Annotated in this window: 22 protein-coding genes; 7 read left to right on the top strand and 15 right to left on the bottom strand. The window is 58.1% G+C overall.

The genetic code is table 11. From position 1 onward, the window contains the following. Positions 1-514 precede the first annotated feature (514 nt). From ACL2XJ_RS04860 to ACL2XJ_RS04900, 9 genes are all read right to left on the bottom strand, one after another. On the bottom strand, positions 515-1576 hold the full coding sequence (locus tag ACL2XJ_RS04860; RefSeq protein WP_413725822.1) for a glycosyltransferase family 9 protein: 1062 nt from the start codon (positions 1574-1576) through the stop codon (positions 515-517). A 345-nt stretch (positions 1577-1921) separates the two neighbouring features. After that, complete coding sequence (locus tag ACL2XJ_RS04865; RefSeq protein WP_132925060.1) at positions 1922-2224, bottom strand: chaperone modulator CbpM; 303 nt, start codon at positions 2222-2224, stop codon at positions 1922-1924. Between the two features lie 6 nt (positions 2225-2230). Beyond that, the gene (gene cbpA / locus ACL2XJ_RS04870) at positions 2231-3187 is read right to left on the bottom strand and encodes a curved DNA-binding protein (RefSeq protein ID WP_413725823.1); all 957 of its coding nucleotides are present in this window, start codon (positions 3185-3187) and stop codon (positions 2231-2233) included. A 191-nt stretch (positions 3188-3378) separates the two neighbouring features. Continuing rightward, complete coding sequence (locus ACL2XJ_RS04875) at positions 3379-4164, bottom strand: inositol monophosphatase family protein (protein ID WP_413725824.1); 786 nt, start codon at positions 4162-4164, stop codon at positions 3379-3381. A 151-nt stretch (positions 4165-4315) separates the two neighbouring features. Next, entirely contained in the window at positions 4316-5242 is a 927-nt protein-coding gene (locus tag ACL2XJ_RS04880; protein ID WP_203520709.1) for a carbohydrate ABC transporter permease, read from the bottom strand. Positions 5243-5245: 3 nt separating this feature from the next. After that, positions 5246-6523 carry an ABC transporter substrate-binding protein gene (locus tag ACL2XJ_RS04885; RefSeq protein WP_413725825.1) on the bottom strand — a complete coding sequence of 426 codons (1278 nt, stop codon included), beginning with the start codon at positions 6521-6523 and terminating at the stop codon, positions 5246-5248. 57 nt (positions 6524-6580) lie between these two features. Next, complete coding sequence (locus ACL2XJ_RS04890; protein ID WP_413725826.1) at positions 6581-7381, bottom strand: carbohydrate ABC transporter permease; 801 nt, start codon at positions 7379-7381, stop codon at positions 6581-6583. A 15-nt stretch (positions 7382-7396) separates the two neighbouring features. Further along, positions 7397-8521 (bottom strand): ABC transporter ATP-binding protein, encoded by a 1125-nt coding sequence (locus ACL2XJ_RS04895; protein WP_413725827.1) that lies wholly within the window; start codon positions 8519-8521, stop codon positions 7397-7399. 148 nt (positions 8522-8669) lie between these two features. Continuing rightward, complete coding sequence (locus ACL2XJ_RS04900; RefSeq protein WP_132925041.1) at positions 8670-9470, bottom strand: SDR family NAD(P)-dependent oxidoreductase; 801 nt, start codon at positions 9468-9470, stop codon at positions 8670-8672. A 157-nt stretch (positions 9471-9627) separates the two neighbouring features. Between ACL2XJ_RS04900 and ACL2XJ_RS04905 the strand changes: the two genes are divergently transcribed. The 3 genes from ACL2XJ_RS04905 to ACL2XJ_RS04915 are packed head-to-tail and all read left to right on the top strand — an operon-like array spanning position 9628 to position 12890. Continuing rightward, the gene (locus tag ACL2XJ_RS04905) at positions 9628-10479 is read left to right on the top strand and encodes a DeoR/GlpR family DNA-binding transcription regulator (RefSeq protein WP_413725828.1); all 852 of its coding nucleotides are present in this window, start codon (positions 9628-9630) and stop codon (positions 10477-10479) included. A 49-nt stretch (positions 10480-10528) separates the two neighbouring features. Then, positions 10529-11329, top strand: a complete 801-nt coding sequence (locus ACL2XJ_RS04910) for a BtpA/SgcQ family protein (protein WP_132925038.1) — start codon at positions 10529-10531, stop codon at positions 11327-11329. A gap of 34 nt (positions 11330-11363) precedes the next feature. Continuing rightward, positions 11364-12890, top strand: a complete 1527-nt coding sequence (locus ACL2XJ_RS04915; protein ID WP_413725829.1) for an FGGY-family carbohydrate kinase — start codon at positions 11364-11366, stop codon at positions 12888-12890. Here the strand turns inward: ACL2XJ_RS04915 and ACL2XJ_RS04920 are convergent. The 5 genes from ACL2XJ_RS04920 to dalD form a co-directional block, all read right to left on the bottom strand. Beyond that, positions 12868-13746, bottom strand: a complete 879-nt coding sequence (locus ACL2XJ_RS04920; protein WP_132927969.1) for an ABC transporter permease — start codon at positions 13744-13746, stop codon at positions 12868-12870. The genes ACL2XJ_RS04915 and ACL2XJ_RS04920 overlap by 23 nt on opposite strands. A gap of 115 nt (positions 13747-13861) precedes the next feature. Beyond that, entirely contained in the window at positions 13862-15361 is a 1500-nt protein-coding gene (locus ACL2XJ_RS04925; protein ID WP_413725830.1) for a sugar ABC transporter ATP-binding protein, read from the bottom strand. A 46-nt stretch (positions 15362-15407) separates the two neighbouring features. Then, positions 15408-16367 carry a substrate-binding domain-containing protein gene (locus ACL2XJ_RS04930; RefSeq protein WP_132925032.1) on the bottom strand — a complete coding sequence of 320 codons (960 nt, stop codon included), beginning with the start codon at positions 16365-16367 and terminating at the stop codon, positions 15408-15410. Between the two features lie 468 nt (positions 16368-16835). Next, positions 16836-18305 carry a xylulokinase gene (gene xylB, locus ACL2XJ_RS04935; protein ID WP_413725831.1) on the bottom strand — a complete coding sequence of 490 codons (1470 nt, stop codon included), beginning with the start codon at positions 18303-18305 and terminating at the stop codon, positions 16836-16838. A 15-nt stretch (positions 18306-18320) separates the two neighbouring features. After that, on the bottom strand, positions 18321-19721 hold the full coding sequence (gene dalD, locus ACL2XJ_RS04940) for a D-arabinitol 4-dehydrogenase (protein WP_132925028.1): 1401 nt from the start codon (positions 19719-19721) through the stop codon (positions 18321-18323). 185 nt (positions 19722-19906) lie between these two features. On the opposite strand from dalD, the gene ACL2XJ_RS04945 reads away from it, so the two are divergent. From ACL2XJ_RS04945 to ACL2XJ_RS04960, 4 genes are all read left to right on the top strand, one after another. Next, on the top strand, positions 19907-20860 hold the full coding sequence (locus ACL2XJ_RS04945) for a sugar-binding transcriptional regulator (RefSeq protein WP_203520689.1): 954 nt from the start codon (positions 19907-19909) through the stop codon (positions 20858-20860). A gap of 130 nt (positions 20861-20990) precedes the next feature. Continuing rightward, positions 20991-21953: a GNAT family N-acetyltransferase gene (locus tag ACL2XJ_RS04950; RefSeq protein ID WP_413725832.1), complete on the top strand. Its 963-nt coding sequence runs from the start codon at positions 20991-20993 to the stop codon at positions 21951-21953. Between the two features lie 551 nt (positions 21954-22504). Further along, a complete protein-coding gene (locus ACL2XJ_RS04955; RefSeq protein ID WP_413725833.1) occupies positions 22505-23875 on the top strand; it encodes a pyridoxal-phosphate dependent enzyme in 1371 nt (456 codons plus the stop codon). 9 nt (positions 23876-23884) lie between these two features. Beyond that, a complete protein-coding gene (locus ACL2XJ_RS04960; RefSeq protein WP_132925020.1) occupies positions 23885-25036 on the top strand; it encodes a trans-sulfuration enzyme family protein in 1152 nt (383 codons plus the stop codon). Between the two features lie 117 nt (positions 25037-25153). Here ACL2XJ_RS04960 and ACL2XJ_RS04965 read toward each other — a convergent pair whose 3' ends face one another. After that, complete coding sequence (locus tag ACL2XJ_RS04965) at positions 25154-25825, bottom strand: methionine ABC transporter permease (protein ID WP_413725834.1); 672 nt, start codon at positions 25823-25825, stop codon at positions 25154-25156. Positions 25826-25839 lie beyond the last annotated feature (14 nt).

Consider the following 25839-nt stretch of genomic DNA (forward strand, 5'->3'; position numbering starts at 1 on the left):
TCTTTTATGCTTGATTCAAACACCTGTTCACTCCACTGGAATAAAAACGTGCCACGTCTTGTTCCGCTGCCGTTTAATTGATCTTGGCCAGATGAGTATGCATCTCAGCTGGCGAATGTGAATGTTACCGGTAACAATAGTCCGGCCGTCCCTCTTAAAAGGCAAGAAATTAGATGTACATCACACAAATTTTGTGATGCACGTCGAAAAATTCGATTTAACTCACACTTTTTTGTAAAGGATTCGTTCCGGTACTATCACCATTGGAAATTATTTACTTCTCTGCGCGGCAGCGGAAAGGAACGGAGTCCGTCCCTTGATGAAAGGAAAAATTGCGGGTAAACGGGGCAACTGAGGGGTTACTTGGTTAATTATCCATAAATATTTTTACTTAAATAAAGAAAGCTTTTTAGTTTTCTAAATTAATCATTATGTAATAATGATGTGATCGTAAATTTTCTTTCCAGGCATTTCTCTGAAAAAATAAAATTTGCTTGCTGTTATATTAATATTATTAATTATTCCAGCCAAGATTCAGCGCGGACTCGGGCTGCAAAATAGCAGCGTCTTCACCCTTCTCAGCCAAATGCTGCAACGCCTGGAATACTTCCTTGGGCGCAATATTCACTACATTATTTTCCGGCGCCGCCAGCAGGATATAGGGTACCTGCCAGGGCGCCCAACAAACGGGATCGCTGTCGCCGAAGAGGGCGACAATGCTTTTACCCAGTCCCGCCGCGATATGCATGGCTCCGCCATCGCTGGTGACCACTCTTTCGCACAGCTGCATGGCGCCGATAAGCTCTTCCAGCGTCCGGGTAGGGATCGGTATCAGGCACGGCAGATTACAGGCCGCGACAATACGGGCGGCCAGGGTATCGTCGCCGGGATGGGTGGGGTTGTCCTCCGCCCCCGGCGACCACAGCAGGATAATCTGGCAGGGCCCCAAGGCGGCCACCATCTGCGCCAATGCGACGAAATGAGACTCCGGCCAGCGTTGCAGTACCCGGCGGGCGCTGATCTGCAAGCCCAGGATCGGCAATTGGTTATCAATACCGTATTGTTGAGCCAAGGCAGCGACTTTTGCCGGATCGGCGAACAGATGGAGCGGTCCGGCGGCGTCCCGGATGCCCAACGGGGCCAGCATGCGATGAAACAGCTGCACCAGATGCTCGGTATGGGGCGCGGGCAAAGGCACCAGTTCGGTGATGGCCGGATGGGGAACGGCGCCAAGCGCGATGATTTTCGGCGCGCCGGATAACGTGCACCATTTTAAGACCCGTTTATCCCACCGGCTTTTGGCGATAATGGCGATATCGTAATGAATGCGCCTGATATCCCAAATAATGCGCAACCGGTGCAAAAGTATTTTAAGCAGAGACTCGCCCCGGGTGCGATGATGATTTTTTTTATAAACATGTACCCGAAATATATCGGGGTTGCCCGTTAATACCGCCGCATTGTAGCTATTGGCTAATACATCGACTGAAAATCCTCCATTAGCCAATGCGTTTATCAAGGGGGTAGTTAACAGCGTGTCACCGATATTATCCCGACAAACCACCAGAGCTTTCATGCTAAGTCTCCGCTTATGCTTATATATAATTTCGGCTTGTCGTTAAATGAATGCTGATTTAGGGCCGACCGGCCAATGCCCCTGGCTGGAGATATGACAATCTCCCCAATAAAGGGTTCACTCACGAGGAAAATAGACTTTTAACAGTTTAAAATTCGAGCATAAACCAATCAGTGAATAAAAGTGTGTGATAAGAGTATCAGAGTGAAAGAACGCCCTGCACGGCCGCAATATCCTTGATCAAGGGGCGAGAAAGCGTCAGTGGCGTTTTGAGAACCTGCCGGCGCCAGCACGGCGCCGGGGCGGCAATGCGCCAAGCCCCGGGCTGGCGGTTTGCTGCCGGGGCTATTTTTGCAAAAACCGGTCCAGCCGCTGCTGCAGGTGGCGATTTTCTTGGCGCAGGCGCTTGATCTCATCCAGCAGGCCCACCGCCAGCGCGATACCCGGCCAGTCAAGCTCCAGTTCCTGCCGCAGACGCTGCGCCCGCTTGATTTCATGCAGCGCGGCGGGCTCGAAACGCCAGTTATCATCAGCGTCGTCTTGCGGGGTAATGATGCCCAGACCCACCACTTCAAACAGTTCATCCCGGGAAATACTGGCATATTGACAAAATTCGGTAATTTCCAGAGTTACCCTAATGTCGGTCATGACCTGTCACTCCCATTCCGCACGAGGATTAAATGCACAATGCTCGGCGATTTCCGCCCACAGCTTACGCCCCTTGTCATCCGTCTGCTGCGGCATCACCACCTTGATAAGGGCATACAAATCACCGGTGCCCTGTTTGTTCGCCAATCCCTTGCCTTTGATACGCAGCTGCTGGCCGGTCTGGCTGTTGGGGGGAACGGTAAGGGTTATTTTGCCCGTCAGCGTCGGAACGGTCACCTTGGCGCCGAGCGCCGCTTCCCACGGGGCGAGGGGCAGTGTCACCAGCAGATTATTACCGTCGATATCAAACAGCGGATGAGGCGCAATACGGATAATCAGGTAGACATCGCCGTTAGGGCCGCCGCCGCCGCCGGCGGGACCCTGCCCTTTGATACGAATGCGATCGCCATCGCCGACGCCGGCGGGGATTTTGACCTTCAGCGTTTTGGCCGCCGGCGGGGTTTGACGGCCATACTCCACCGACCCCGGCAGCTGGAAGCTGATGGTGCGCTGATGCTCTTTCAGTGTTTCCTCAAGGAAAACCGCCACCTCGATTTCCACATCCTGGCCGCGGCGGGCGGCCGTCCTCCCGCTCTGCGCGGCGCGGGCCTGGCCCCTGCCGCCGAACACCGACTCAAAGAAATCGGAGAAATCATGCTGCTGGAAATTGAAATCATCGCCCGTCTGGGCGCCACCGGCACGGCCGCTGGGCTGCCAGCCCGGCGGCGCCTCGAAACGGCCGCCCTGGCCGTACTTGCGCAATTCATCGTACTCGGCGCGGCGGGCGGTATCCTTCAGCACCTCGTAAGCTTCCGCCACGTCTTTGAACCGGCTTTCAGCGTTGGGTTCGGTGCTGACATCCGGATGATATTTGCGGGCCAGCCGGCGATAGGCGGTTTTGATTGTTTTGAGATCGGCAGTGGGCTCGACGCCCAATGCGGCATAATAGTCTTTGAAGTCCATACAGCTCTCTACCGCCATGTTTTAAGGGATGAAGCGCGGTTTTAAATACCCTGAATAATGCGTGACGGGTATAACACCGCTGACGGAAATATCTGCAATGTCGGTAACTTTAGCACTTCAACCCAGGTGATAAAAGTCTGTATGTCCCTGTCAAGCCAATAAAAGAACCGCGGGCTGATTAACCGTTTAAATTAGCACGGCTGGAGGTTCGGCCACAGCGGTCGCACGTCATCCAGCAGGGAAGCCGTGCCGGCCGCCACCGACATATGCCGTATATCGCCGTCCCGGAAAGCATGGGTGACCTCCAGTCCCGCCTCGGCGCAGATAACCAGCCCGCCGGCGATGTCCCAAAGCGTGGTACGACGCTGCAGATGGCCGTCAATCAGGCCCTTGGCGGCGAATAGCATGCCTACCGTGGTGCAGCGGTAACATTCCACCGACCACTCCGCACCGCGCAGGCCCTGGTAAAAGGCCGCCGCGTCCGGTAACCGGTCATCGGCGCTGTCGCCGAGAGACACCATCTTCACTTCGTCAAAGCGGCTATCCCGCACAAAGGGCTGTCCCTTACTGAATACGCCTTGGCCGGTTTCAGCGGCCAGCAGTTCGGTAAGCACCGGCAGGGCGACCACCCCCAACACCGGTTTTTGCCCCTCGAGCAGGCCCAGGGAAACGCCCCATAACGGCGAACCGCGCAAAAAATTCGCCGTGCCGTCAATGGGGTCGATGACCCAGTTAGCCCCCGGGCCCAGTTCGCCGCCCAGCTCTTCGCCAACGACATTATCGTCGGGAAAATGCTGTTGCAGGCGATCGCGAATTAATCGTTCCACCGCCATATCGGCCTCGGAAACGAAATCCTGGCTGCGTTTACTGTCAAGGCGCAGCTCGGCGCGGCGTGAAAAATGCCATAACGCCAACTCCGCCGCCTCGGCGACGATGTGTTCGGCGATGGCCAGACGATGGGAGGGTAACGCTGTCATAACGCTCCTGATGTTTCACAGGCCCCCGGCAGGGGCCGTCACGGCAAGACTAACAACATAGTCCGGCCAGGTGAAAACATCCATCCGTTAATCCAGCGAAAATGAAAAGCCGTTAGCCGCGGCGACGTTCCGGCAGGAGAAATAACACGCCTTAACCGCGGCGGCGCTCCAGCATGGCGAAAAACAGCACCGTCATCACCAGCACGATAAGCAGCAGCACCAGCGCGGCGGCTGAGCCCTCATTGACGGACAGACCGAGAAAAGCCCGGCGGTAGGCAAAAAAGCTTAACACTTCGGTGGCGGTGCCGGGACCGCCGCGGGTGAGCACATAGGGCAAATCATAGGTTCGCAGTTCATTGATCAATTGGATGACCACGGCGATGGCCGCCACCGGACGCAGCATCGGCAGCGTGATAAACCAGAACTGCTGCCAGCGCCGGGCGCCGTCCATTTCAGCCGCCTCATAAGGCTCCCGTGGCAGCGCGGCAAGGCCCGCCGCCAGGATCAGCACCACAAACGACATCTGCTGCCAGATATCGATAAACGCCATGGTCCAGAAGGCCATGGTAGGATCCCCCAGCCAATCCAGGCGCGGCAATCCCCAGGTCTCCAGCAGATGGTTCACTATGCCCAGATTGGGCTGCAGCAGCATCCGCCAAATCAGCGCCACGCAGACCGGCGACATCGCCATGGGAATGGTCAGCAGCGCGAAATAGATCGGCCGGGTCCTGACCGTCCGGTTCAGCATCAAGGCGATGCCCAGCCCAACGACGAATTCCCCGGCGACGGTTATCACCGAGTATTTGATAGTCAGCCAGGCCGCAACCCAAAAGGCTCCATCGCTCAAAACCGCGGTAAAGTTATCAATGCCGATAAAGGGCGCCAGCGCCGGACGCATCAGGGTAAAGGATGAAAACGCCAGCGCCACGGCATACAGCACAGGGAAACCCAGCACAATGGCCAGCGCCAGCAGCCCCGGCGACGCGAACGCCCATCCGGTGAGGCGAAACCTGTCAAACCCCGGCCACCGGGGTTTAGGGCGCCGCAAAGGAGCGGCGGAGGTTTTAGTGAGCATCATCAATTACTTCTTTTTCATCAGCGTTTCAAGCTGGGTGGCCGCCGCCGCCAGAGCGCCGTCCGTATTGCCGCTGCCGCCGGCCGCCTGGGAAAGCTGGGTGCCGAGCACATCCTCATACTGGGCGGAATAGGTAAAGATCGGGAAGGATTTCCCCCCGGCCACCACCTGCTGCGCGGTTTGGTAATAGGGGAACTTGGCCAGCACCGCCGGATCGCTATAAACGTCGGTCCTCACCGGCGCATGGCCCTGCAGGGCGCGTTCCGTTTCGACCTTTTTGCTTTGCACCCATTGGATAAAGGTCCAGGCGGCCTGCTGTTCTTCCGGCGAAACGTTTTTCGGTATACCCCAGCCCCAGCCGCCGCTTTCGCCATGGCCGCCGGGCATCGGCGTCAGCGCCAGCTTACCGGCCACCGCCGGGCAGGATTTGGCATTATCCAGCTGCGGCAGCATCCACCAATAGGTGATCATGCTGAAAGCCTTGCCGCTGCACATCAGGCGCTGGGTGTCATCCAGGGTGGCGGACAGCGCGCCGGCCTGGGCGCCGTGCTGGATGGCGTCGACATAGAGGGCAAGGGCCTTTTTGCCCGCAGGGCTGTTCAATACCACCTTGTTGTCGCCGTCAAGATAATCGCCCCCGGCGGCGAACAGATAGTTGGAAAATTCCATACTGTTGGGATCGCCCCGCTGCCCCTGCATGGCGGCGCCGGCGATATTCTGTTTTTCCTTGACGAATTTCGCCAGGGCCACGTATTCATCCAGGGAAGCCGGCAGGGCCAGCGGCTTGTTGTTCGCGGCCTGGAATTGCTGTTGTAGGTTTTTGTCCCCCAGGATATCGGTGCGATAAATCAGCCCCATGGAGTAGTTGTACATCGGCAGGATAAACATCTTGTTTTTGTCGTGGTTGAGCAGCGACACCGTGGAAGGGATAAACGCCGAGGTATCGAATTTCGATTTGGCGATCATCGGCGACAAATCCGTCAGCCACTGCGCGGCGGGGAATTCTCCCGCCCAGAGAAAATCCACTTCCAGCAAATTGTAATAGCTTTGCGGCGCAATCAACTGCGCCACCAGCTTATCATGCATATCGCCGTAGCCGATTTTTTCAAATTCCACCTTGATACCGCTCTGTTGTTCAAATTGCGGTAACATTTGTTCGATAATATGGGTTTCGGGCACATCTTCCATCAGGGCGTGCAGCACCACCTGTTTTGCCTGCGCGCCGTTGGCAGCGGACAACATCGCCAAACCGGCCAAAAAAAAGCTTTTTTTCATGGATAACATGGTCGTCTCCTGTTTCGTCTGGATTGACGATTCAATGCGGTTGATAAATTCTCAGTACTACTTAACGCTGCCGAAGGTCAGGCCCTTGACGATGAAACGCTGGATAAAATGCGACGCGATAATCAGCGGCAATATGGCCAGTACCACCCCCGCCGAGACTTTGCCTATCTGTACGCCGTTAGAGGTTTGCAAGGCCGCCAGCGCTACCGGGATGGTGGAGGTTTGCGGTCCGCTCAGCACCAGGGCGAATAAAAACTCGTTCCATGAGAGGATAAAACCCAGCACCGCGGCGGCGGCCAGTCCGGGCAGGGAAACAGGCAAGACGATATGGCGGAACGCGCCCCAGGCCGTGGCGCCATCGGTCATGGCCGCCCACTCCAAATCCACCGGAATTCCCTCGAAAAAACCCATCAGGATCCAGGTGAGGAACGGCAGGTTCAGCGCCGCGTACACCAGCGTCAACCCCAGCAGGGAATTGGTGAGACCCAGGGTGCGCAGCAGCGCGAACGCCGGCAGCACCAGCGCCACCGCCGGCAGCATCTGGGTAGCCAACATGATAAAGCGCGCCCCGCTGCCGCCGGTTCGAAAGCGAGCGAACGCGTAGCCGGTGGCGGCGGCAAACGGCATCGCCAGAATCACCGAACAAAACGAGACGATCAGGCTATTGCCGTAATGGGTGAGAAAATCATTCTGCTCCAGCAGGCCCCGGTAATTTTCCCAGGTCCAGTGGGGAAAAACCGCCGTGCTGTAAGAGAGGGATTCCGGCACCAGGCTGGTGCGCAGGGCCCAAAGCGGCGGCAGGATCACCACCAGGCAAGCGATTATCAGGCCCAGGTGCAGAGTAATTTTACGTAACATAACCTGACTCCCGGATTAATTGATAAAGGGCGGCGACGCCGGACGCGAAAGGACATCGCCGGTATGGCTGTCGAAGAGATGCAGGGGATCGGGATCCATATACAGGGTGAGCCGCTCCCCCGGCGCCGGCAGGGTATGGCGGTCGAGGCGCACCACAAACCTGACATTGTCGATGGTGCCGGTGACGATATTTTCCGCCCCCAGGGCCTCCACGGCGGTGACGTTGAAGGGCAGCGGCTGCCAGTGGGCGCCGTGCTGGCGCGCGTGGAAATCCTCCGGCCGGATACCCAGGATGACCGGCTTGCCTTCATGGCGGCGATAATGCTGCTGCGCGTAATCCGACACCCGGATAAGCCGGCCGCCGTCCAGCTCCAGGAAGATTTCGCCGGCCCGACTGCGCACAATGCAGGAAACCAGGTTAATGGGCGGCGAGGAGAGAAACTGCGCCACGAAGGTATTGGCCGGGTTGGCGTAAACCTCAAGGGGCGTGCCGCTTTGCACCAGATATCCGTCGCGCATGATGCAGATACGATCCCCCATGGTCATGGCCTCAACCTGATCGTGGGTAACATAAACCATGGTTTTACCCAAACGACGATGCAGCTTTATCAGTTCGGTGCGCATTTCGGCACGCAGCTGGGCATCCAGGTTGGACAGCGGCTCATCCAGTAAAAACGCCTGGGGTTCGCGGACAATGGCCCGGCCGAGCGCCACCCGCTGGCGCTGGCCGCCGGACAGCGCGGCGGGTTTACGGTGCAACAGCTGATCCAGTCCCAGCATCGCGGCGGTTTCAGCGACCTTCTGCCGGATAATCGCCGCCGGCGTACCGCGCATTTTCAGGCCGAAGGCCATATTTTCCGCCACGGTCATATGGGGATACAGCGCATAGCTTTGGAATACCACCGCGATATTGCGGTCGCGCGGCGCCACCCGGTTGACGTTTTGACCGTTTATGCGCAGCTCGCCGGAGGTAATGCTTTCCAAACCGGCAATCATGCGCAGGGTGGTGGATTTACCGCAGCCGGACGGGCCGAGGAAAATAACGAATTCGCCGTCGTTGATCTTCAGGTTAACGTCGCGCACGCTGTATTGATTATTCTGATAGATTTTTGATACTTGCTGCAATTCAATAGAAGCCATGGGCGTTGTCTCCGACGCTGACGCACGAGCGATCCGCCATCAACGCAAACGGTTGCCGCATTGATGGCGTTAACTGACTGCCGGCCTCTATGAGCCACAAGAGGCGTATTGTTCTAAATCAAAAACAATGTTGTCTTTTGTTCACTTGTCAGCCGGTATAAACACCGCCGGTGACATTGACGCCTTGCCCGGTCATGAAGCGCGCCGCATCCGAGCAGAGAAAGGTCACCACATCCGCCACATCTTCGGGTGTTTCCAGCCGTCCCAGCGGAGTCTGCGCGATATAATCCTCAATGACCCGCTCCGGCGTGACGGACCGCAGTTCGGCCTCCCACTCCACTTCCCGCGACTGCATGCCGGTTTTGACAAATCCCGGGCAAACGGCGTTCACGCGTATGCCCTTGGGAGCCAGTTCCCTGGCCAGCGCCTGGGTCCAGCCCAGCACCGCGAACTTGCTGGCGGAATAGTGCGCCAGCAGCGGAGCGCCCACCTTCGCCGCCAGCGACGCGGTATTGACGATTACCCCCTGACCCTGGGCCACGAACTGCCGGGCGGCAATCTGATTGGTGAGAAAGATGCCGCGCGCGTTAACGTCAAAATTGAAATCCCACTCTTCATCGGTGAGCTTCAGCGCATGCTGCATGGTGGATACCCCGGCATTGGCCGCCAGAATCTGAAAGCTGCCGAACGCATCGTTCACTTTGGCGAATCCCTCGTTAACCGACTCGCGGGAGCGCACGTCCAAATGAAATCCGAAGGTCTCGCCCCCCAGCTCCGCCGCGGTGCGTTTGGCCGTAACCTCGTTAATATCGCCAATGGCCACACGGACCCCCTGCGCCATAAGCGAGCGGGCAATGGCCCGGCCGATGCCGGCGCCGCCGCCGGTCACCACCGCGGCTTGGCCGGCCAGGCCGGGGAACTGACAGGGACTGGAAGTATCGAGGCTCATGTTACGGCTCCTGAAAGAGATGTACTATTACTTATAACAAAAAAGCAAACAAATCAAAACAAAATTTGTTTGATAAAAAAATAATTACCCGTATTATGTTTGAAACGATGTTTGAATTAACGGATGTTTCAAACATTATGACTTTTAGGATCTCAACATGAATGCAAACAAAGACGTTCTGCCGGTATTTCCGGACAAACCGGAACGGACCCGGCTAATGGCCCAGGACAGGCAACTGCATATTATTGACACCCTGGCGCGGGAAGGCTCGGTCTCGGTTACCGGCATCGCGGCCGAACTGGACGTCTCGGATATGACCATCCGCCGCGACCTGGTGGAATTGGAATCGGAAGGGAAACTGGTGCGCATCCACGGCGGCGCGGTGCTGCCGGAGAGCAGCCCGCCGGTGGCCATGGATCGCGAAGAACCCAGTTTCGAGTCCCGGCTGGCGCTGCATTGCGACGCCAAAGCCCGTATCGCGGCGGCGGCGGCGGACATCGCCTGCGGCTATCGGACCGTGGCGCTGGATGTAGGCACCACCACTTACCTGATGGCGGAACGGCTGATGGAACGCCACCGCTTGAAGATTTTCACCAATAGCGTGCGCATTGCCTACCGCATGAGCAGCGGCGCGCCGGACATCTATCTGGCGGGGGGACATATGCGCGGCGACGAAATGTCCATGGGCGGCCCGGCCGCCGTCGCCCAGTTCGAACCGCTGTGGTTCGATATTGCCTTTATCGGCGTTTCCGGCATCACCGGCAGCGGGTTTTACGATTACTCCTTTGAAGATGTTGAACTCAAACGGCTCTATCTGCGCCGCTCGGGTTTCAAAGTCGTACTGTGCGACTCCTCAAAATTTCAACGCATGTCCCTGGTGAATATCGCCCCCTTGCCGGGCGTGGACATGCTGATAACCGACAGCGCGCCGCCGCCGGCCATCGCCCTCGCGCTGGAAGCGGCAAAGATCAAGGTGGTTGTCGCGCCCCCTTTATCCGAGATCGGCTGATACGTGGAAGGGAACAGCGGGTTCCCTAGTAAATCGTCTGGAGCATCCTATGATTTTTGAATTTTTGGGTAATAAAAAGAAAGCCGTTATCGCCATGGCCCATATCGGCGCTCTGCCGGGATCGCCGCTTTATGATGCCGACGGCGGCATCGACAAGCTGATTGAAGGCGTGCTGGCGGATGTGGAAAAACTGCAGGCGGGGGGCGTGGATGCCGTCATGTTCGGCAATGAGAACGATCGCCCCTATGTCTTCAACGCCGCGCCGGAGGGCGTTGCCGCCATGGCGGCGGTGGTGCAGGCGGTGAAACCGTCGCTGAAGGTTCCGTTCGGCGTTAATTACCTGTGGGATCCGAAAGCCAGCGTCGCCATCGGCGCCGCCACCGGCGCCAGCTTTGTGCGGGAAATCTTTACCGGCGTGTTCGCTTCCGATATGGGTATCTGGCAGCCCGACTGCGCCACCGCCTCCCGCCTGCGGCATAATCTCGGCCGCGACGATATGAAACTGCTGTTCAATATCAACGCCGAATTTGCCCACTCCCTGGACAGCCGGCCGATAGAACTGCGGGCCCGCAGCGCGGTATTTTCTTCCCTGGCGGACGCGATTCTGGTCTCCGGCCCGATTACCGGCGAAGCGGCGGACCAATCCCATCTGCGTAAAGTCTGTGAAGCGGTAACCGACGTGCCGGTGTTCGCCAATACCGGCACTAAAATCGATAATGTGCGCGAGGTGTTAAGCCTGGCCAGCGGCGTCATTATCGGCACCCATTTCAAGGTGGACGGTTATACCTGGAATGCGGTGGACGGCGATCGGGTGAAACGCTTTATGGACGTGGTGGAAACCCTGCGTTAAGAGGCACCGCAACGGCAGCATGACGGGAGAAAGCATGACGTGTTTGCTGGGTATTGATATAGGAACGACGTCCACCATCGGCATCCTGATCCGGCCGCCGGATCGGGTGCTGGGCATTGTTTCCCGTCCGGTGCGGCTCTCGTCGCCCCAGCCGGGATGGACGGAGGAAGATCCCGGACAGTGGTGGAGTAACGTCGGCGACATCTGCCGTGAGCTGCTGGCGACCGCGGCGCTTGACCCCCACGAAATTGCCGGCATCGGCGTCACCGGCATGCTGCCCGCCGTGGTCCTGCTGGACGACGGGGGAAACCTGCTGCGCCCCAGCATCCAGCAAAGCGACGGCCGCTGCGGAGAGCAGGTGGCCGAAATCCGCGCTGAACAGGATGAAAAGGCCTTTATCGCCCGCAGCGGCAACGGCATCAATCAGCAACTGGTGGGGGCGAAAATTCGCTGGCTTGAACGGCATGAACCCCAGGTTTATCAACGCATAGCCACGGTATTCGGCTCCTATGATTATATCAACTGGAAGCTCACGGGCGAAAAAGCCGTTGAGCAGAACTGGGCGCTGGAAGCGGGTTTTGTGAATATCGCCACCCACGAAATGGACGATGGGCAGATTGCCCTGGCGCACCTGCCGCGCCGAACGGTTCCCCGGCTGGTGCGTTCCCATGACATTCTCGGCGTCGTGACGCCCGACGCCGCGCGGTGGACCGGTCTGGCCGCCGGCACGCCGGTCATCGGCGGCGCGGCGGATATGATTGCCTCCGCCCTCGGCGCCGGGGTCACCCGGCCGGGGGATGCGCTGCTGAAATTCGGCGGGTCGGTGGATGTACTGACCGCGGCGGCGGACGTCTATCCCGATGCCCGCTTATACCTGGACTATCATCTGATTCCCGGACTGTATATGCCCAACGGCTGTATGTCCACCGGCGGCTCCGGCCTGAACTGGTTCGCGGAAAATTTTGCCGGCCAGCACCGGGCGGCGGCAAAAGAGGCGGGCATGTCACTGCACCAGTATCTCGATAGCCTGGCGCAGCAAAAGCCGCCGGGGGCCGACGGCGTGCTCTGCCTGCCCTATTTTCTCGGCGAAAAAACCCCGCTGCACGATCCGGCGGCGCGCGGCGTGCTGTTCGGGCTGACCCTTTCACACGACGCGGGCCACGTATGGCGCGCGTTGCTGGAAGCCTATGCCTACGCTATCAAGCATCATGTGGAAACCTTGCATGATATCGGTTATCCCACCCGCCGCTATATCGTCTCCGACGGCGGTTCCGCCAGCCGGCTGTGGATGCAAATCGTTGCCGACGTGCTCGGCGCGCCGCTGCAGCGTCTGACGGGACATCCCGGCTCGTGCCTGGGTGCCGCCTGGGCCGCCGCCATCGGTACCGGCCAAAGCGACGACTGGAACGGCGCCGGGGCCTTTGTGCGGTTCGGCGAACTTATACAGCCCGACGCCGGTAATCACGGTTGCTACGGCGAATTCTATCCCCGCTTTCGTGAGCTCTATGCCCAATGCAAACCCCTAACTGGGGGAGGAATCATGCCCGCGCCCGGGATTTAAAGCTCTCCAGCATCACGGCGATGATAATGATCGCCCCTTTCACCACCTGCTGGTTGTAGCCGGAGATATTCATCAGGTTCATCAGATTGGAGATGATGCTCAGGATCAGCACGCCGATAATGGTATTCACCACCGTCCCCTTGCCCCCCGCCAGGCTGGCGCCCCCTACCACCACCGCCGCGATGACGTCCAGTTCGAAACCGATGGACATTACCGGCGAACCCACTCCGGTACGGGTGGAGGCCAAAACTCCCGCCAGGCCGCAGGCCAACCCGCTTAGGGCATAAACGGCGAATTTGTACCAATCCACCCGCACGCCGGCAAAGCGCGTGGCGGTTTCATTGGAACCGATGGAAATCACCAGCCGCCCGAACACCGTATACTGATAAACGAAGTGCGCGATAAGGGCAAAAGCGATAAACACATAGACCGGCAGCGGCAGTCCGAACAAATAGCCGGTGCCGAAATTCACATAGGAAACGTCATCGATAAATATCGGCTGGCCCTTGGACACAATCAGCGCCAAACCGCGGGCGATGGTCATCATGGCCAGGGTGGATATAAACGGCGCGATATTGAAAAAGGTCACCAGGCAGCCGGCCGCCGCCCCCACCAGAGTGGCGATACCCACCCCCGCCACAATGGCCGGCAGCACGCCGATTTCCGGAATCAACAGCGCCACGGCCACCGACACCAGAGCCATAATCGACCCTACCGACAAGTCGATGCCGCCGGTGAGGATAACAAACAGCATACCGATTGCCGCCAGCCCCAGCGGTACGCTTTGCCTGAGCACATTGGTGATATTTTCCGGGCTATAAAACCGATCGGATAAAAAATTGGCGACAATCAGCATGACAAAAAACACCAACAACGTAGAGTTATTGGAAAAAAATTTCAGCACCTTGGTCCGCAGGGAAAAACCCGCCGAATCAGTGGAATGGGTTACCGTTTCCATAATCTTTCCTCATTTACGCTAAAGCACGTTTAGGTATGGCGAATCTCATGATGTTTTCTTCGGTGATTTGAGCGCCCTGCAATTCGGTGGTTATGGATCCTTCGCTCATGACATAGACCCGATGGGCGAGGGAAATAACCTCAATCATTTCGGAAGAAATAACAATAATGGCATAGCCCTTTTGCGCTAATTCATGAATGACGTTATAAATTTCCACCTTGGCGCCGACATCGACCCCACGGGTTGGCTCATCAAGAATCAGCAAATCACAATCAGTATTCAGCCATTTAGCGATAACCACTTTTTGCTGGTTGCCGCCGCTGAGACTGGATATAGGATCTTCGATGGACCCCAATTTAATCGCCAGCCGTTTTCGGGATTGCTCGCTGAAGGATTTTTCATGGCGGTAATTGATTATTCCAAGCTTATAACAGACGCGTTTTAAACTGGACAGCGTCATATTTTCCCGAATGGGACGGGATAATATCGCCCCCTGCTCTTTCCTGTTCTCCGGTACCAAGCCGATGCCTTGCCGCATGGCGTCGGCAGGATGTTTGATAACGATTTCCTTGCCGTTTTTAATCACTTTGCCGCTGCTCATCCGATCGAGGCCGAACAGACAGCGCGATATTTCCGTACGGCCGGACCCTACCAATCCCGCCAGGCCGACGATTTCACCTTTTCTGGCGGTAAGGTTGATATCATTAAGCAATGACTTGGTGGACATGCCCCGGACTTCCAAGATCACCTCTTCTCCCGGAGTGTTTTTTTTCGGATAAAGATTTTCAAATTTACGCCCCACCATGCTGGAGATAATGTCATCTTCCGTGCAGGTTTTAGGATCCAGATCGGTAACCGTTTCGCCGTCTTTAATCACGGTAATCGCATCGGCGATGGCAAATATCTCATCGAGCCGGTGGGAAATATAAAGAATGGTGACGCCTTGGCCCTTGAGCAATTTCAGCTGGCTGAATAAAATATCTATTTCCCGGCTGGATAATACCGCCGAGGGTTCGTCCAGAATCAGTATCTTGACATCCCTGGCCAAGGATTTGGCGATTTCCACCATTTGCTGATACGCCACGCTCAAACTGCCGAGACGGGCGGTGGGCGGTATTTGGAAACCCAGATTCGACAGTACCCGGCCGGCTCTCTGGTTCATTTTTTTCCAATTGACAAAATGGCCGCCGAACCCCAGATCGCCGAGGAAGATATTTTCCGCCACGGTCAGATCCGGCGAGAGCGCCAGTTCCTGATAGATAATGCCGATGTTGTTTTCCCGGCTTTGCTTCGGCGACGTGAAGTGGACTTCTTTGCCATTGATGGCGATGGTCCCGCTGTCCTTGATATAGATTCCGGACAGTATTTTCATTAGCGTCGATTTACCGGCGCCGTTTTCCCCCACGATGGCATGAATAGTGCCATGCTTCACCTTCAGATCAATATTTTTCAGCGCATGGACGCCGCCGAAACTTTTTTTCACATTATTGATAACGACCGCATACTGGTCCATGACAACACCTCATTTTCAGCCCCCCTCATGACAAGGGGGGACGGCCTCAGAAAAGCGACTTGGGATCGTAGACTTGTTTCACGTTATCTTTGTTAATCATGATGGTGGGGGTATAGACATAGTCCGGGAAGTCTTTATTGCCGGCGGAATATTTGGCGATAACCCCCAGGGCGGTATCGGTCAGGGTATTGGGGTTATTGGCGGCGGTGGCCTGCAAATCGCCGCGTTCAATGGCTTCCAGGCCCTTTTTATAACCGTCATGGGCATAGACTTTCACGTCCTGCAGTTTATTGGCGGCCTTGAGGGAGAGTATGGCGCCCAGGGCCATATCGTCCATTTCGCTGTAGACGCAGTTGATCTTGTTGCCTTGGGCGACAATGATATCTTCCATGGCTTTCTGGGCGCCCTGCTGATCCCAGTTGCCCCAGCCCTGACTGACGACGGTCAGGCTGGTATGGTTATATTTGCGCAACTGAGCTTCCATAACGCCGCGGACGAAATTGGTGCGGCGGGCTTCTCCCACCAGATTGCCCTGATTGCCGCTGATGATGACGCAGTTCATCGGTTTGTCGCCGAATTGCTGCACCGCATACTCGCCAATTTCGATATTGTCTTTGGCATTATTGGCCTGCACCCGGGTAATCACCGGCGCGTCCAGGGAGATATCGCTGTCCAGGATAACGGTGGGGATGCCGGCTCGTTTGGCGATTTGCGTAATGCGCATGCCGGCTTCCGGATCCTGCGGATTCAGCACCAGGTAATTGATCCCCTGGGAAATCATATCCTCCACGTCGGAGATTTGTTTATTCAGATCGCCGCGGGCATCGGTGGTGATCAAATCATATCCGCGCTCTTTGGCGTGAATCTTCATATATTCAGTCAGGCCGTTAAAAAAGGCGCCGTTCAGGGTCCGGTTGGCAAAGCCCACCTTGATTTTATCCGCGGCGTGAGCCGATACCGTCACCGTTGCCAAAGCCAACAGAAGACTCATGAATGCTTTTTTCATTAAAATCCTTCCTTTTGTTTGTTACGTTGGGTAGAGGTCACTTCGTAAGACTGATGCTCTTTTCTGCTTATCAAACTCTTGTTGCGAAAACTGCGTGCTTATAGAACGACTTGTTTATAAAACCAAGGGTGGTGCCACCGGAGGTATCGGGCCACATCGGCAATCTGAAGGCACTCATCCATGAACAACCTGAGCTTGCTGACAGTCTCATTAGTGTTTGGGCGGGGACAGGACGATAGATCGTAAACACGCCGTGAATCCATCCATGGAGGCTCGATCCGCGCCATCCTTGGCGCGGACGGTTTACTCCTCTATCATCCTGTCCCGCCTTATCAGCTCCGGGAGAATCTGTCAGCAGTCTAAAGGCTCTCATCCATGATGAGCCGTCTCGGAACAACACATTACGGGTTGTTGTAAATACGCTCCTTAAGTTATCCGAAACTTCAGCATGTAATGGAAAACGATGTTTTAAGGCGCCAGCCTTCTCGCCTCCACCTGCTGCTGATAAAACAGGCGGTAGCGCTTCAAACGGCTCTCCAACTGCCTGGCGCGTCCGGCGTCGGCTTCAAAACGGGCATGTACCTCCGGTTTGCGGCACACCTCGGCTTCGTTGCCGCCCACCGCCAGCCAGCCCAGCCGCGCGGCGCCCAGCGCGCCGCCCGCAGCGCCGTCGCGGTGCGTAACCACCGGAATCTTCACCACGTCGGCTATCAGCTGCGCCCACCACGGACTCCTGGCGCCGCCGCCGATCAGGGAAAATTGACTGATATGGCTGCCCGCCTGCTTCATCACATCCAGCCCGTCATCCAGGCCGAACGCCACCCCTTCCAGCACCGCATAAGCCAGCGCGGCGCGTTCCGTCGAATGGGTCAGCCCGTGGAACGAGCCGCTGGCAACCGGATCGTTATGGGGCGTGCGCTCACCGGACAGATAAGGCAGGAAAATCGGCGCCCGGCTCTGCTCCTCGAGACTCAGCGCCGCAACCTCTTCCAGCAGGGCGGTTTCATGGGTGCCGAGTATCTGGCACAGCCAGCGAAGGGCGCTGGCGGCGGTGAGCATGACGCTCATCTGATGCCAGCGGCCCGGCAGGGCATGGCAAAAGGCGTGCACCGCCGACTGCGGATTGGGCCGGAATGTGTCATTCACGGCAAAAATCACGCCGGAGGTACCCAGCGAAATAAAGGCGTCGCCGCTGTTCACCGCGCCAATGCCCACCGCGCTGGCGGCGTTGTCACCGCCGCCGCCGGCGATAACCACCTGTTCGGACAGGCCCCAGGCCCGCGCCACATCGGCCTTGAGACAGGCGGACGGCGCCGATCCTTCCACCAGCGACGGCATGTTGTCCCTGGTCAGCCCACAGGCCGCCAGGATGGAATCGGACCAATCCCGTTTGGCCACATCCAGCCACAGGGTGCCGGCGGCGTCGGACATATCGGAGACCTTTTCGCCGCTCATCAGCAGCCGCAGATAATCCTTGGGCAGCAGCACGGTGCGGACCGCGGCAAAAACGGCCGGTTCATGTTCTGCCACCCACAGCAATTTCGGCGCCGTGAATCCCGGCATGGCCAGGTTGCCGGCCACCGCATGCAGCTCCGGCGCCAGCCGGGTCAGCAAGGTACACTCTGCGGCGCTGCGCGTGTCGTTCCACAGAATGGCGGGACGCAACACCCGATCATGCTCATCGAGCAATACCGCGCCGTGCATTTGGCCGGAAAGGCCGATGCTGCGGATCCGGCTCCAGAGATCCGAATGGCGGGCGCGCAGCCGGCCGATGGCCAGGTTGGTTGCCGACCACCACTGGGCGGGATCCTGTTCCGACCATTGCGGATGGGGACGCTGCACCGTAAGGGGCTCTCCCTCGGCGGCCACAAGCCGGCCGGTGTCGTCGATAATGACGATTTTTATCTCCGAGGTGCCTAAATCAATACCGAGATACATAATTCATCCCCTTGATTAATGCGTGGTCGCCAGCGGCGTATTCGCCTTGACCCAGCTATCGAGCCGGGCAACGGTATCCCTTAACAGCTGTTCGAATTCCGCCCTGGCGGCCAGGGGGCCGAACATCTTGCCGTCACGGGCGTACCGCGCCAGCGGATCGGCGGAGGTGAACATCGCGTGAACGGCGGCCTCGTCCAGGATCCCGTCCTGGTAGGTATAAGGCAGTTCGCCTTCATGCCAGCGCCGCATAAAGATAAAGAACAGCGCCGGCAGGACGGCGGTGGCCTTGGGCTGTTGTCCGCGCCGATAACACTCGATCAGGGTGGGAGTGATAAAGCCCGGTATTTTGGAAAACCCGTCGGCGGCCACCCGCTGGTTGGTATCGCGAATATAGGGATTACTGAAACGATCGAGCACCACGTCGCGGTATTGGGCCAGGTCAAGGGGGCTTGGGGTCAGGGAAGGGATGACATCTTCCGTAACATAGTCGTAAGCCATTTGCCGTATGGCATCGGTACCGGTGCTTTCATGAATGTAGGATTGGCCGATCAGCGTACCGGCCCAGGCGATACAGCTATGGCTGGCATTCAGGATCCGGATTTTGGCCTCTTCATAGGGGACGACCGTTTCCACCATCTCCACCCCGACGTTTTCCAACGCCGGCCGGCCGGCGATAAAATTGTCTTCCACTACCCACTGGATAAAGGATTCCCCCATCACCGGCGCCCGGTCGTCCATATTTAACGCCTGTTTAACGCGACCGGCGATATCCGGCGACGGACGGGGCGTGATCCGGTCCACCATGGTATTGGGCGTGGTGGTATTGGCTTTGAACCAGGCCAGTAATTCGTTTTCCCCGCGCAGGGTGAGAAACTCGGTTAGGCCGTCGCGAAACCGTTCTCCGTTATGGCGGACATTATCGCAGCTGAGCAAGGTAACGCTGCCGGTATCCCGGGCACGCCGGGTCTGCAATATCTTGGCAATGGTGCCGTAAATGGTACGGGTGCCGCCGTTGAGATCCGCCTGGATATCCGCATTGGCCTGATCGAGTTTGAAATGGGTATCCAGGTAATAGCCGCCTTCGGTGACGGTAAAGGAGATAATGCGGGTATCCGCGGCGGCGCCTTGTTCCACCAGCGCCGTCAGCTTTTCATCCCAGGGGATGACCTTGCTGATGGAGGTGATTTTTTCATACTGGCGCTCACCAGCCGGTGTCACGGTTTCCAGTGCGTATTCCCCCTTCTGGGCTGTCAATGCTTCCAACAGCGGTTTGGCGTCGTCGCGGATATTGCCCAGGGCGATGGACCAACGCTTGTCGCCCTGCACCAGCAGGCGGTGCAGATACCAGGCCTGATGGGCGCGATGGAATGAGCCGGCGCCGATATGCATCCAGAAAAAATGATTAAGAGTGGACATAACTTATCGTACCTCGCATAGAGTGATTGAGCATAAGCTCACAAAACGGGTAATTGCTTAGATGGGAAGCTTAATCGAATAATAGCCCACTAAATGAGCTTTAGCTCACATATCAAAAATGATCGATTTACGGGACGGGACCAGGGCGGGTATATTTCATTAACAATTAAAATATGAGTGTGAAGATGAGTAAAAGCTTCCGGAAGCTGGATCAGGCCGCGCGGGCCGCCTGGATGTATTACGTCGCGGGCAAGACGCAGCATGAAATCGCCGAAGTGTTGGGCGTGTCGCGCCAGGCGGCGCAACGCCTGGTGGCGCTGGCGTCTGAAAACGGCCTGGTACGGGTGAACATTACCCACCCGGTGGCCGAATGCACCGCGCTGTCGGAACGTCTGGCCCAACGCTTCCATTTAACGGTCTGCCAGGTGGTCCCCTCCGGCGGCATGGAAACGGACAGCATCAATAGCATGATTGCGGTGGCGGGGGCCGAAGTGATGATGCAGTTTGCCGAACAGGAAGAGCCAAAGATTATGGCGGTGGGTTCCGGACGGGCGCTGCGGGCCACCATTAACGAAATGGCCCGGCTGGATCGTCCCCAGCACAGCTGCGTTTCGATGATCGGCGCCATCGCCTCGGACGGTTCCTGTACCCGTTATGACGTGCCGTTATGGATGGCGGAGAAGACCCAGGGCAAGTATTTTATCCTGCCGGCGCCGCTGTTCGCCGATAGCCTGACGGATAAAGAGCTGTGGTGTAATCATCGTATTTACCGCATGGTCACCGATAAGGCGGCGCAGGCGGATGTCACGTTTGTCGGCATCGGCCAGTTGAACTATCACTGCCCATTGCATACCGACGGTTTCATTACCGATGACGAGGTGAACCATCTTATGGAAGAGGGCGTGGTGGCGGAAATCATCGGCCATTTCATCGGCGCGAACGGCCTGCGGGTGGTGAGTGAAATGGACGATCGGCTTACCAGCATTACCATCAGTCCACACCCCGACAAACCGGTTATCGCTTTTGCCGGCGGCAGTGAAAAATTCCAGGCTATCCAGGCGGTGTTAACCGGCGGCTGGGTAAACGGCCTGGTAACCGATGAAGAAACGGCAACGAAACTCCTGGCCGAAGCCAACTGATTGCCCGGTGAAAGCCGGCTGACAATCGCCCACCGCCGCATCGGCATAGCGGATATTCGAGTCCCGGCGGGTTGATTGAGATATAGTTGCATGATACAACTATATGTATCCTCTCTCCTTGGAAACCATCATGTCTGCGACTCACCTCGATGCCGTACGCGCCGCCTCCCGCCGGCTGGTGCGCGAATTCGGCTTTATGCATCCTACCCTGGCCGGTTCCGATCTCTCCCCCTCATCGGTGCATGCATTGGTTGAAATCGGCAACCGCGGATCGATGACGGCGGCGGAGCTTTGCGATGTGCTTTTGCTGGAAAAATCCAGCGTCAGCCGGATGTTGCGCAAATTTATCGCCGCCGGGCAGCTTTGCGCGGACGCCAGCCCGCGGGACGGGCGGTCAAAAACCCTCGCCCTGACCCCTAAAGGGCGGGAAACCCTGGCGGCCATCGATGCTTATGCCCGCGCGCAGGTGGCGGGGGCGCTGGAAAAACTGCCTGCCGACGTCCACGGCAAAGTCCTGTACGGTCTGTCAACCTATGCCGGCGCCCTGGAAGCGTACCGCCGCAGGTCCGTTGCGCCGGTATCCGCCGTCAGTATCAACAGCGGATACCGTCCGGGCGCCATCGGCCGGACGGTGGACATGCACGCCTGTTACTACTCGCGCACGGTAGGTTTCGGCGCCTTTTTCGAAAGCAAGGTTGCCGCCGGCATGGCGGACTTCGTCAGCCGGCTTGAGCATCCGCGCAATGAAATCTGGCTGGCCTTGGAGGAGGGCAATGTCATCGGCGCCATTGCCATTGACGGTGAAGACCTGGCCTCCGGCCGCGCGCATTTACGCTGGTTTATCGTGGACGACGGACGGCGCGGCGGGGGCGTCGGCAAACAATTATTAGCCGCCGCCCTGGCTTTTTGCGACGAGACGGGATTTGCCGAAACCGAGCTGTGGACCTTCAGCGGGCTGGACGCCGCCAGACGGCTTTATGAGGCCGCCGGTTTTGTCCTGGACCGGGAATTCACCGGCAGTCAGTGGGGTAAGGAGATGACGGAGCAGTGTTTTATCCGGCCCGGCCGAAATAATGCGCCAAACGAACCATGAGCCAATGCCTCAAAGTGAGTTTGTTGACAAAGTGCCCGGTCGGGACAGGCTGCCGGATCGTAAACACGCCGTGAATCCCTCCCTGGAGGCTCGATCCGCGCCGTCCCTGGCGCGGACGGTTTACTCTTCCAGCAGCCTGTCCCGCCTTTTGGGTTCCGAGCATGTTTGTCAGCAGTCTGACCTTGGGGCAATGCCGCAAGGTTTCCGGCAATAAATGAATCATGATGGCGTTAATGCCGTCAAAGGCTTCCCCTACACGCTCAAGTCCATTCATATCCTTAGACATATTTCCGTAAAGCTTAGCCATTACCCGCAATTTGTTTTACCTTTCCGCCACCCTTTACAGCCGGCATCCCGCGCAGTGCCGCCCTGAGCGGGGCTATCATTTTATTTTATCCTTCTCTAACGCCATACGGCTATCCATCTCCACGTCTAAACAGCAGATTATATTACTTAATAGCATATGAAGTAGTTATATATTCTTTAAGTCCTGCCTCGTTTCAGTCCTATCATCCGGCAAAAGCCCTTTCCGACAACCAAGGGAAACTGCTATGCCATTACCCGATTCCGTTCTCGATCTTATCGGCCATACGCCGACCATGGAACTCACGCGGCTGGACAGCGGCCCCTGCCGTCTGTTTTTGAAGCTGGAAAACCAAAACCCCGGAGGCTCCATTAAAGACCGGGTGGCGCTGTCGATGGTTGAACAGGCGGAGCGTGACGGCGTGCTGGCGCCGGGAGGCACCATTATCGAGGCCACCGCCGGCAATACCGGACTGGGACTGGCGCTGGTGGCGGCCCAGAAAGGCTACCGGCTGATACTGGTGGTGCCGGATAAAATGAGCCGTGAGAAGGTTTTCCATCTGCGGGCATTGGGGGCAAAAGTATTGCTGACCCGTTCCGACGTGGGCAAAGGCCACCCCGCCTATTATCAGGATTACGCCCGCCGGCTGGCGCAGGAGACCCCCGGCGCGTTTTATATCGATCAATTCAATAATCCCGCCAATCCCCTGGCCCACTACCGCACCACCGCGCCGGAACTGTGGCAGCAGATGGATGGACGGATTGACGCCATCGTGGTAGGGGTCGGTTCCGGGGGTACGCTGGGGGGCTTGCGCCGCTTTTTCGGCGAAGTCTCCCCCGGCACCGAATTCATTCTGGCGGATCCGGCGGGGTCGGTATTGGCGGATCGGGTGGAACACGGCACCCTGCCCGCGGCCGGCAGCTGGCTGGTGGAGGGTATCGGCGAGGATTTCATTCCGCCGCTGAGCCAGGTGGAGCAGTTGACCAAGGCCTACCGCATCAGCGACGGCGAGTCCTTTGATACCGCCCGCGACCTGCTGCTTAAAGAAGGCATATTGGCCGGCTCCTCCACCGGAACGCTGCTGGCGGCGGCATTGCGCTATTGCCGGGAGCAGCGGACGCCCAAGCGGGTGGCGACCTTCGCCTGCGACAGCGGCAACAAATACCTCTCCAAGATGTTTAACGACGACTGGCTGCGGCAGCAGGGATTGCGTCAGCGGCCGACCATCGGCGATTTGCGTGATTTCATCGCCTTTCGCCACGATGAGGGGGCGACGGTGTTCGCCCTGCCGGACGACACCCTGGCCACCGCCCACGCCCGCATGCGTCTGTACGATATCTCCCAACTGCCGGTGCTGGATCAGGGCCGGCTGGTGGGGCTGATTGACGAATGGGACATCCTGACGCGGGTACGGGCGGATGCGGGCAGGTTCGCCCTGCCGGTGTCGGATGCCATGACCGGCGACGTATTTACCCTGCCGAAAGAAGCCGATGAAGCCACCCTGTTAAAGACCTTCGCCCGGGGGCATGTGGCGGTGGTCATGGACGGCGAACAATTTTTGGGCCTGATTACCCGCGCCGATGTCTTGAACACCTGGCGCAACCGCATTCACTCATAAGGATTAACCATGACCGACATCGCGACCCTCGCCGTTCACAGCGGCTACACCCCGGACGCCACCGGCGCGGTAATGCCGCCGATTTACGCTACTTCCACCTTTGCCCAGACCGCGCCGGGGGAGCACAGCGGCTATGAATACTCCCGCAGCGGCAATCCCACCCGCCACGCTCTGGAACAGGCCATTGCCCAACTGGAGGACGGCACCGCCGGATTTGCCTTCGCCTCGGGGCTGGCGGCCTGCGCCACGGTATTGGAACTGCTGGACCACGGCAGCCACGTGGTGGCGGTGGACGACGTTTACGGCGGCACTTACCGCCTGTTGGAAAAAGTGCGCCGCCGCAGCGCCGGTTTGCGGATAAGCTGGGTCAAGCCGGGGGATCCCGGCGCGCTGGAGCGGGCCATTGAGCCGCAGACCCGGATGATCTGGGTGGAGACCCCCACCAATCCCCTGCTGAAGCTGGCGGATCTGGCGGCCGTCGCCGCCATCGCCCGGCGCCATAACCTGATAAGCGTCGCCGATAATACCTTTGCCTCGCCGGTCCTGCAGCAGCCGTTAACCCTGGGGTTCGATATCGTGGTGCACTCCGCCACCAAATACATCAACGGTCACTCCGATGTCGTGGCCGGGCTGGCGGTGGTGGGGGACAATCCGGCGCTGGCGGAACAGCTGGCCTTTTTACAAAACGCCGTGGGCGGCGTGCTCGATCCCTTCAGCAGCTTTTTGACCCTGCGGGGCATACGTACCCTGGCGTTGCGTATGGCGCGCCACAGCGAAAGCGCGCAGCGCCTCGCCGAATGGCTGGCCCGGCGGCCGGAAATCGCGGCGGTGTATTATCCCGGCCTGTCCGACCACCCGCAATACGAGCTGGCCCGCCGGCAAATGCGCGGCCCCGGCGGCATGATCTCCATCCGACTGAAAGGCGATGACGACAGCGCCGCCAAACGGTTTATCGGCGGCCTGAACCTGTTCACCCTGGCGGAAAGCCTGGGAGGCGTGGAAAGCCTGGTGAGCCAGCCCTTCACCATGACCCATGCCTCGATTCCCTTGGAGCAGCGTTTGGCCAACGGCATCACACCGCAGCTGGTGCGGCTGTCGGTGGGCATCGAGGATGCCGGCGATCTGATTGAGGATCTCGGCCGGGGACTGGCGATACTGTAGTGATAAAGGCGGGTATTCAAGGACGGTTTACCCTTCTGGCGTCCTGTACCGCCTTATTAACGTCGAGTACGTTTGCCAACAATCCGGAGCCACTTGGAAGCGGCCGGTGAATCAACCCTACCTGCGGTGCGACAGGGAACGCACCAGCAGGTTGCCGAGGGATTGTACCCCCTGCACCATTACAATCAGGACCACCACCGTGGCCGCCATCATCTCGTTGTTGAAGCGCTGGTAGCCGTAGCGGATGGCCAAATCCCCCAGTCCGCCGCCGCCGATCACGCCGGCCATGGAGGAAAACCCGATCAGCATTACCATGGTCAGGGTGATGCCGGCCAACAATGACGGCAGCGCCTCGGGCAGCAGCACCTTGCCTATGACGTGGCGCACCGAGCCGCCCATGGAGAGAATGGCTTCGATACGGCCTTTATCCACTTCATCCAGGGCGGTCTCAACGATGCGGGCAAAAAAAGGAAATGCGCCGATGGTGATGGGCACCACGGCGGCGGTACTGCCGAGGGTGGTGCCGATTATCAGGCGGGTAAAAGGGATCAGGGCCACCAGCAATACCACAAAGGGCAGCGAGCGGCCGATATTGATTATCGCCCCCAGGATACCGTGCAGGCGCGGCAGCGGTAAGACACCGCCGCGGCGGCTGATAAACAGCACCACCCCCAGCGGCAGTCCGATCAAGACGGTAAACAGCGTCGCCAGCACCACCATATACAGGGTTTCCAGCGTGGCGTTCCACAGCAACGGCCATAACGCATCCCAGCTCATGCCACTACGCATATTAAAATATCCTC

Origin of the sequence: Sodalis sp. RH16 (assembly GCF_047324245.1) — a bacterium.
Classification (GTDB): domain Bacteria; phylum Pseudomonadota; class Gammaproteobacteria; order Enterobacterales; family Enterobacteriaceae; genus Acerihabitans; species Acerihabitans ligni.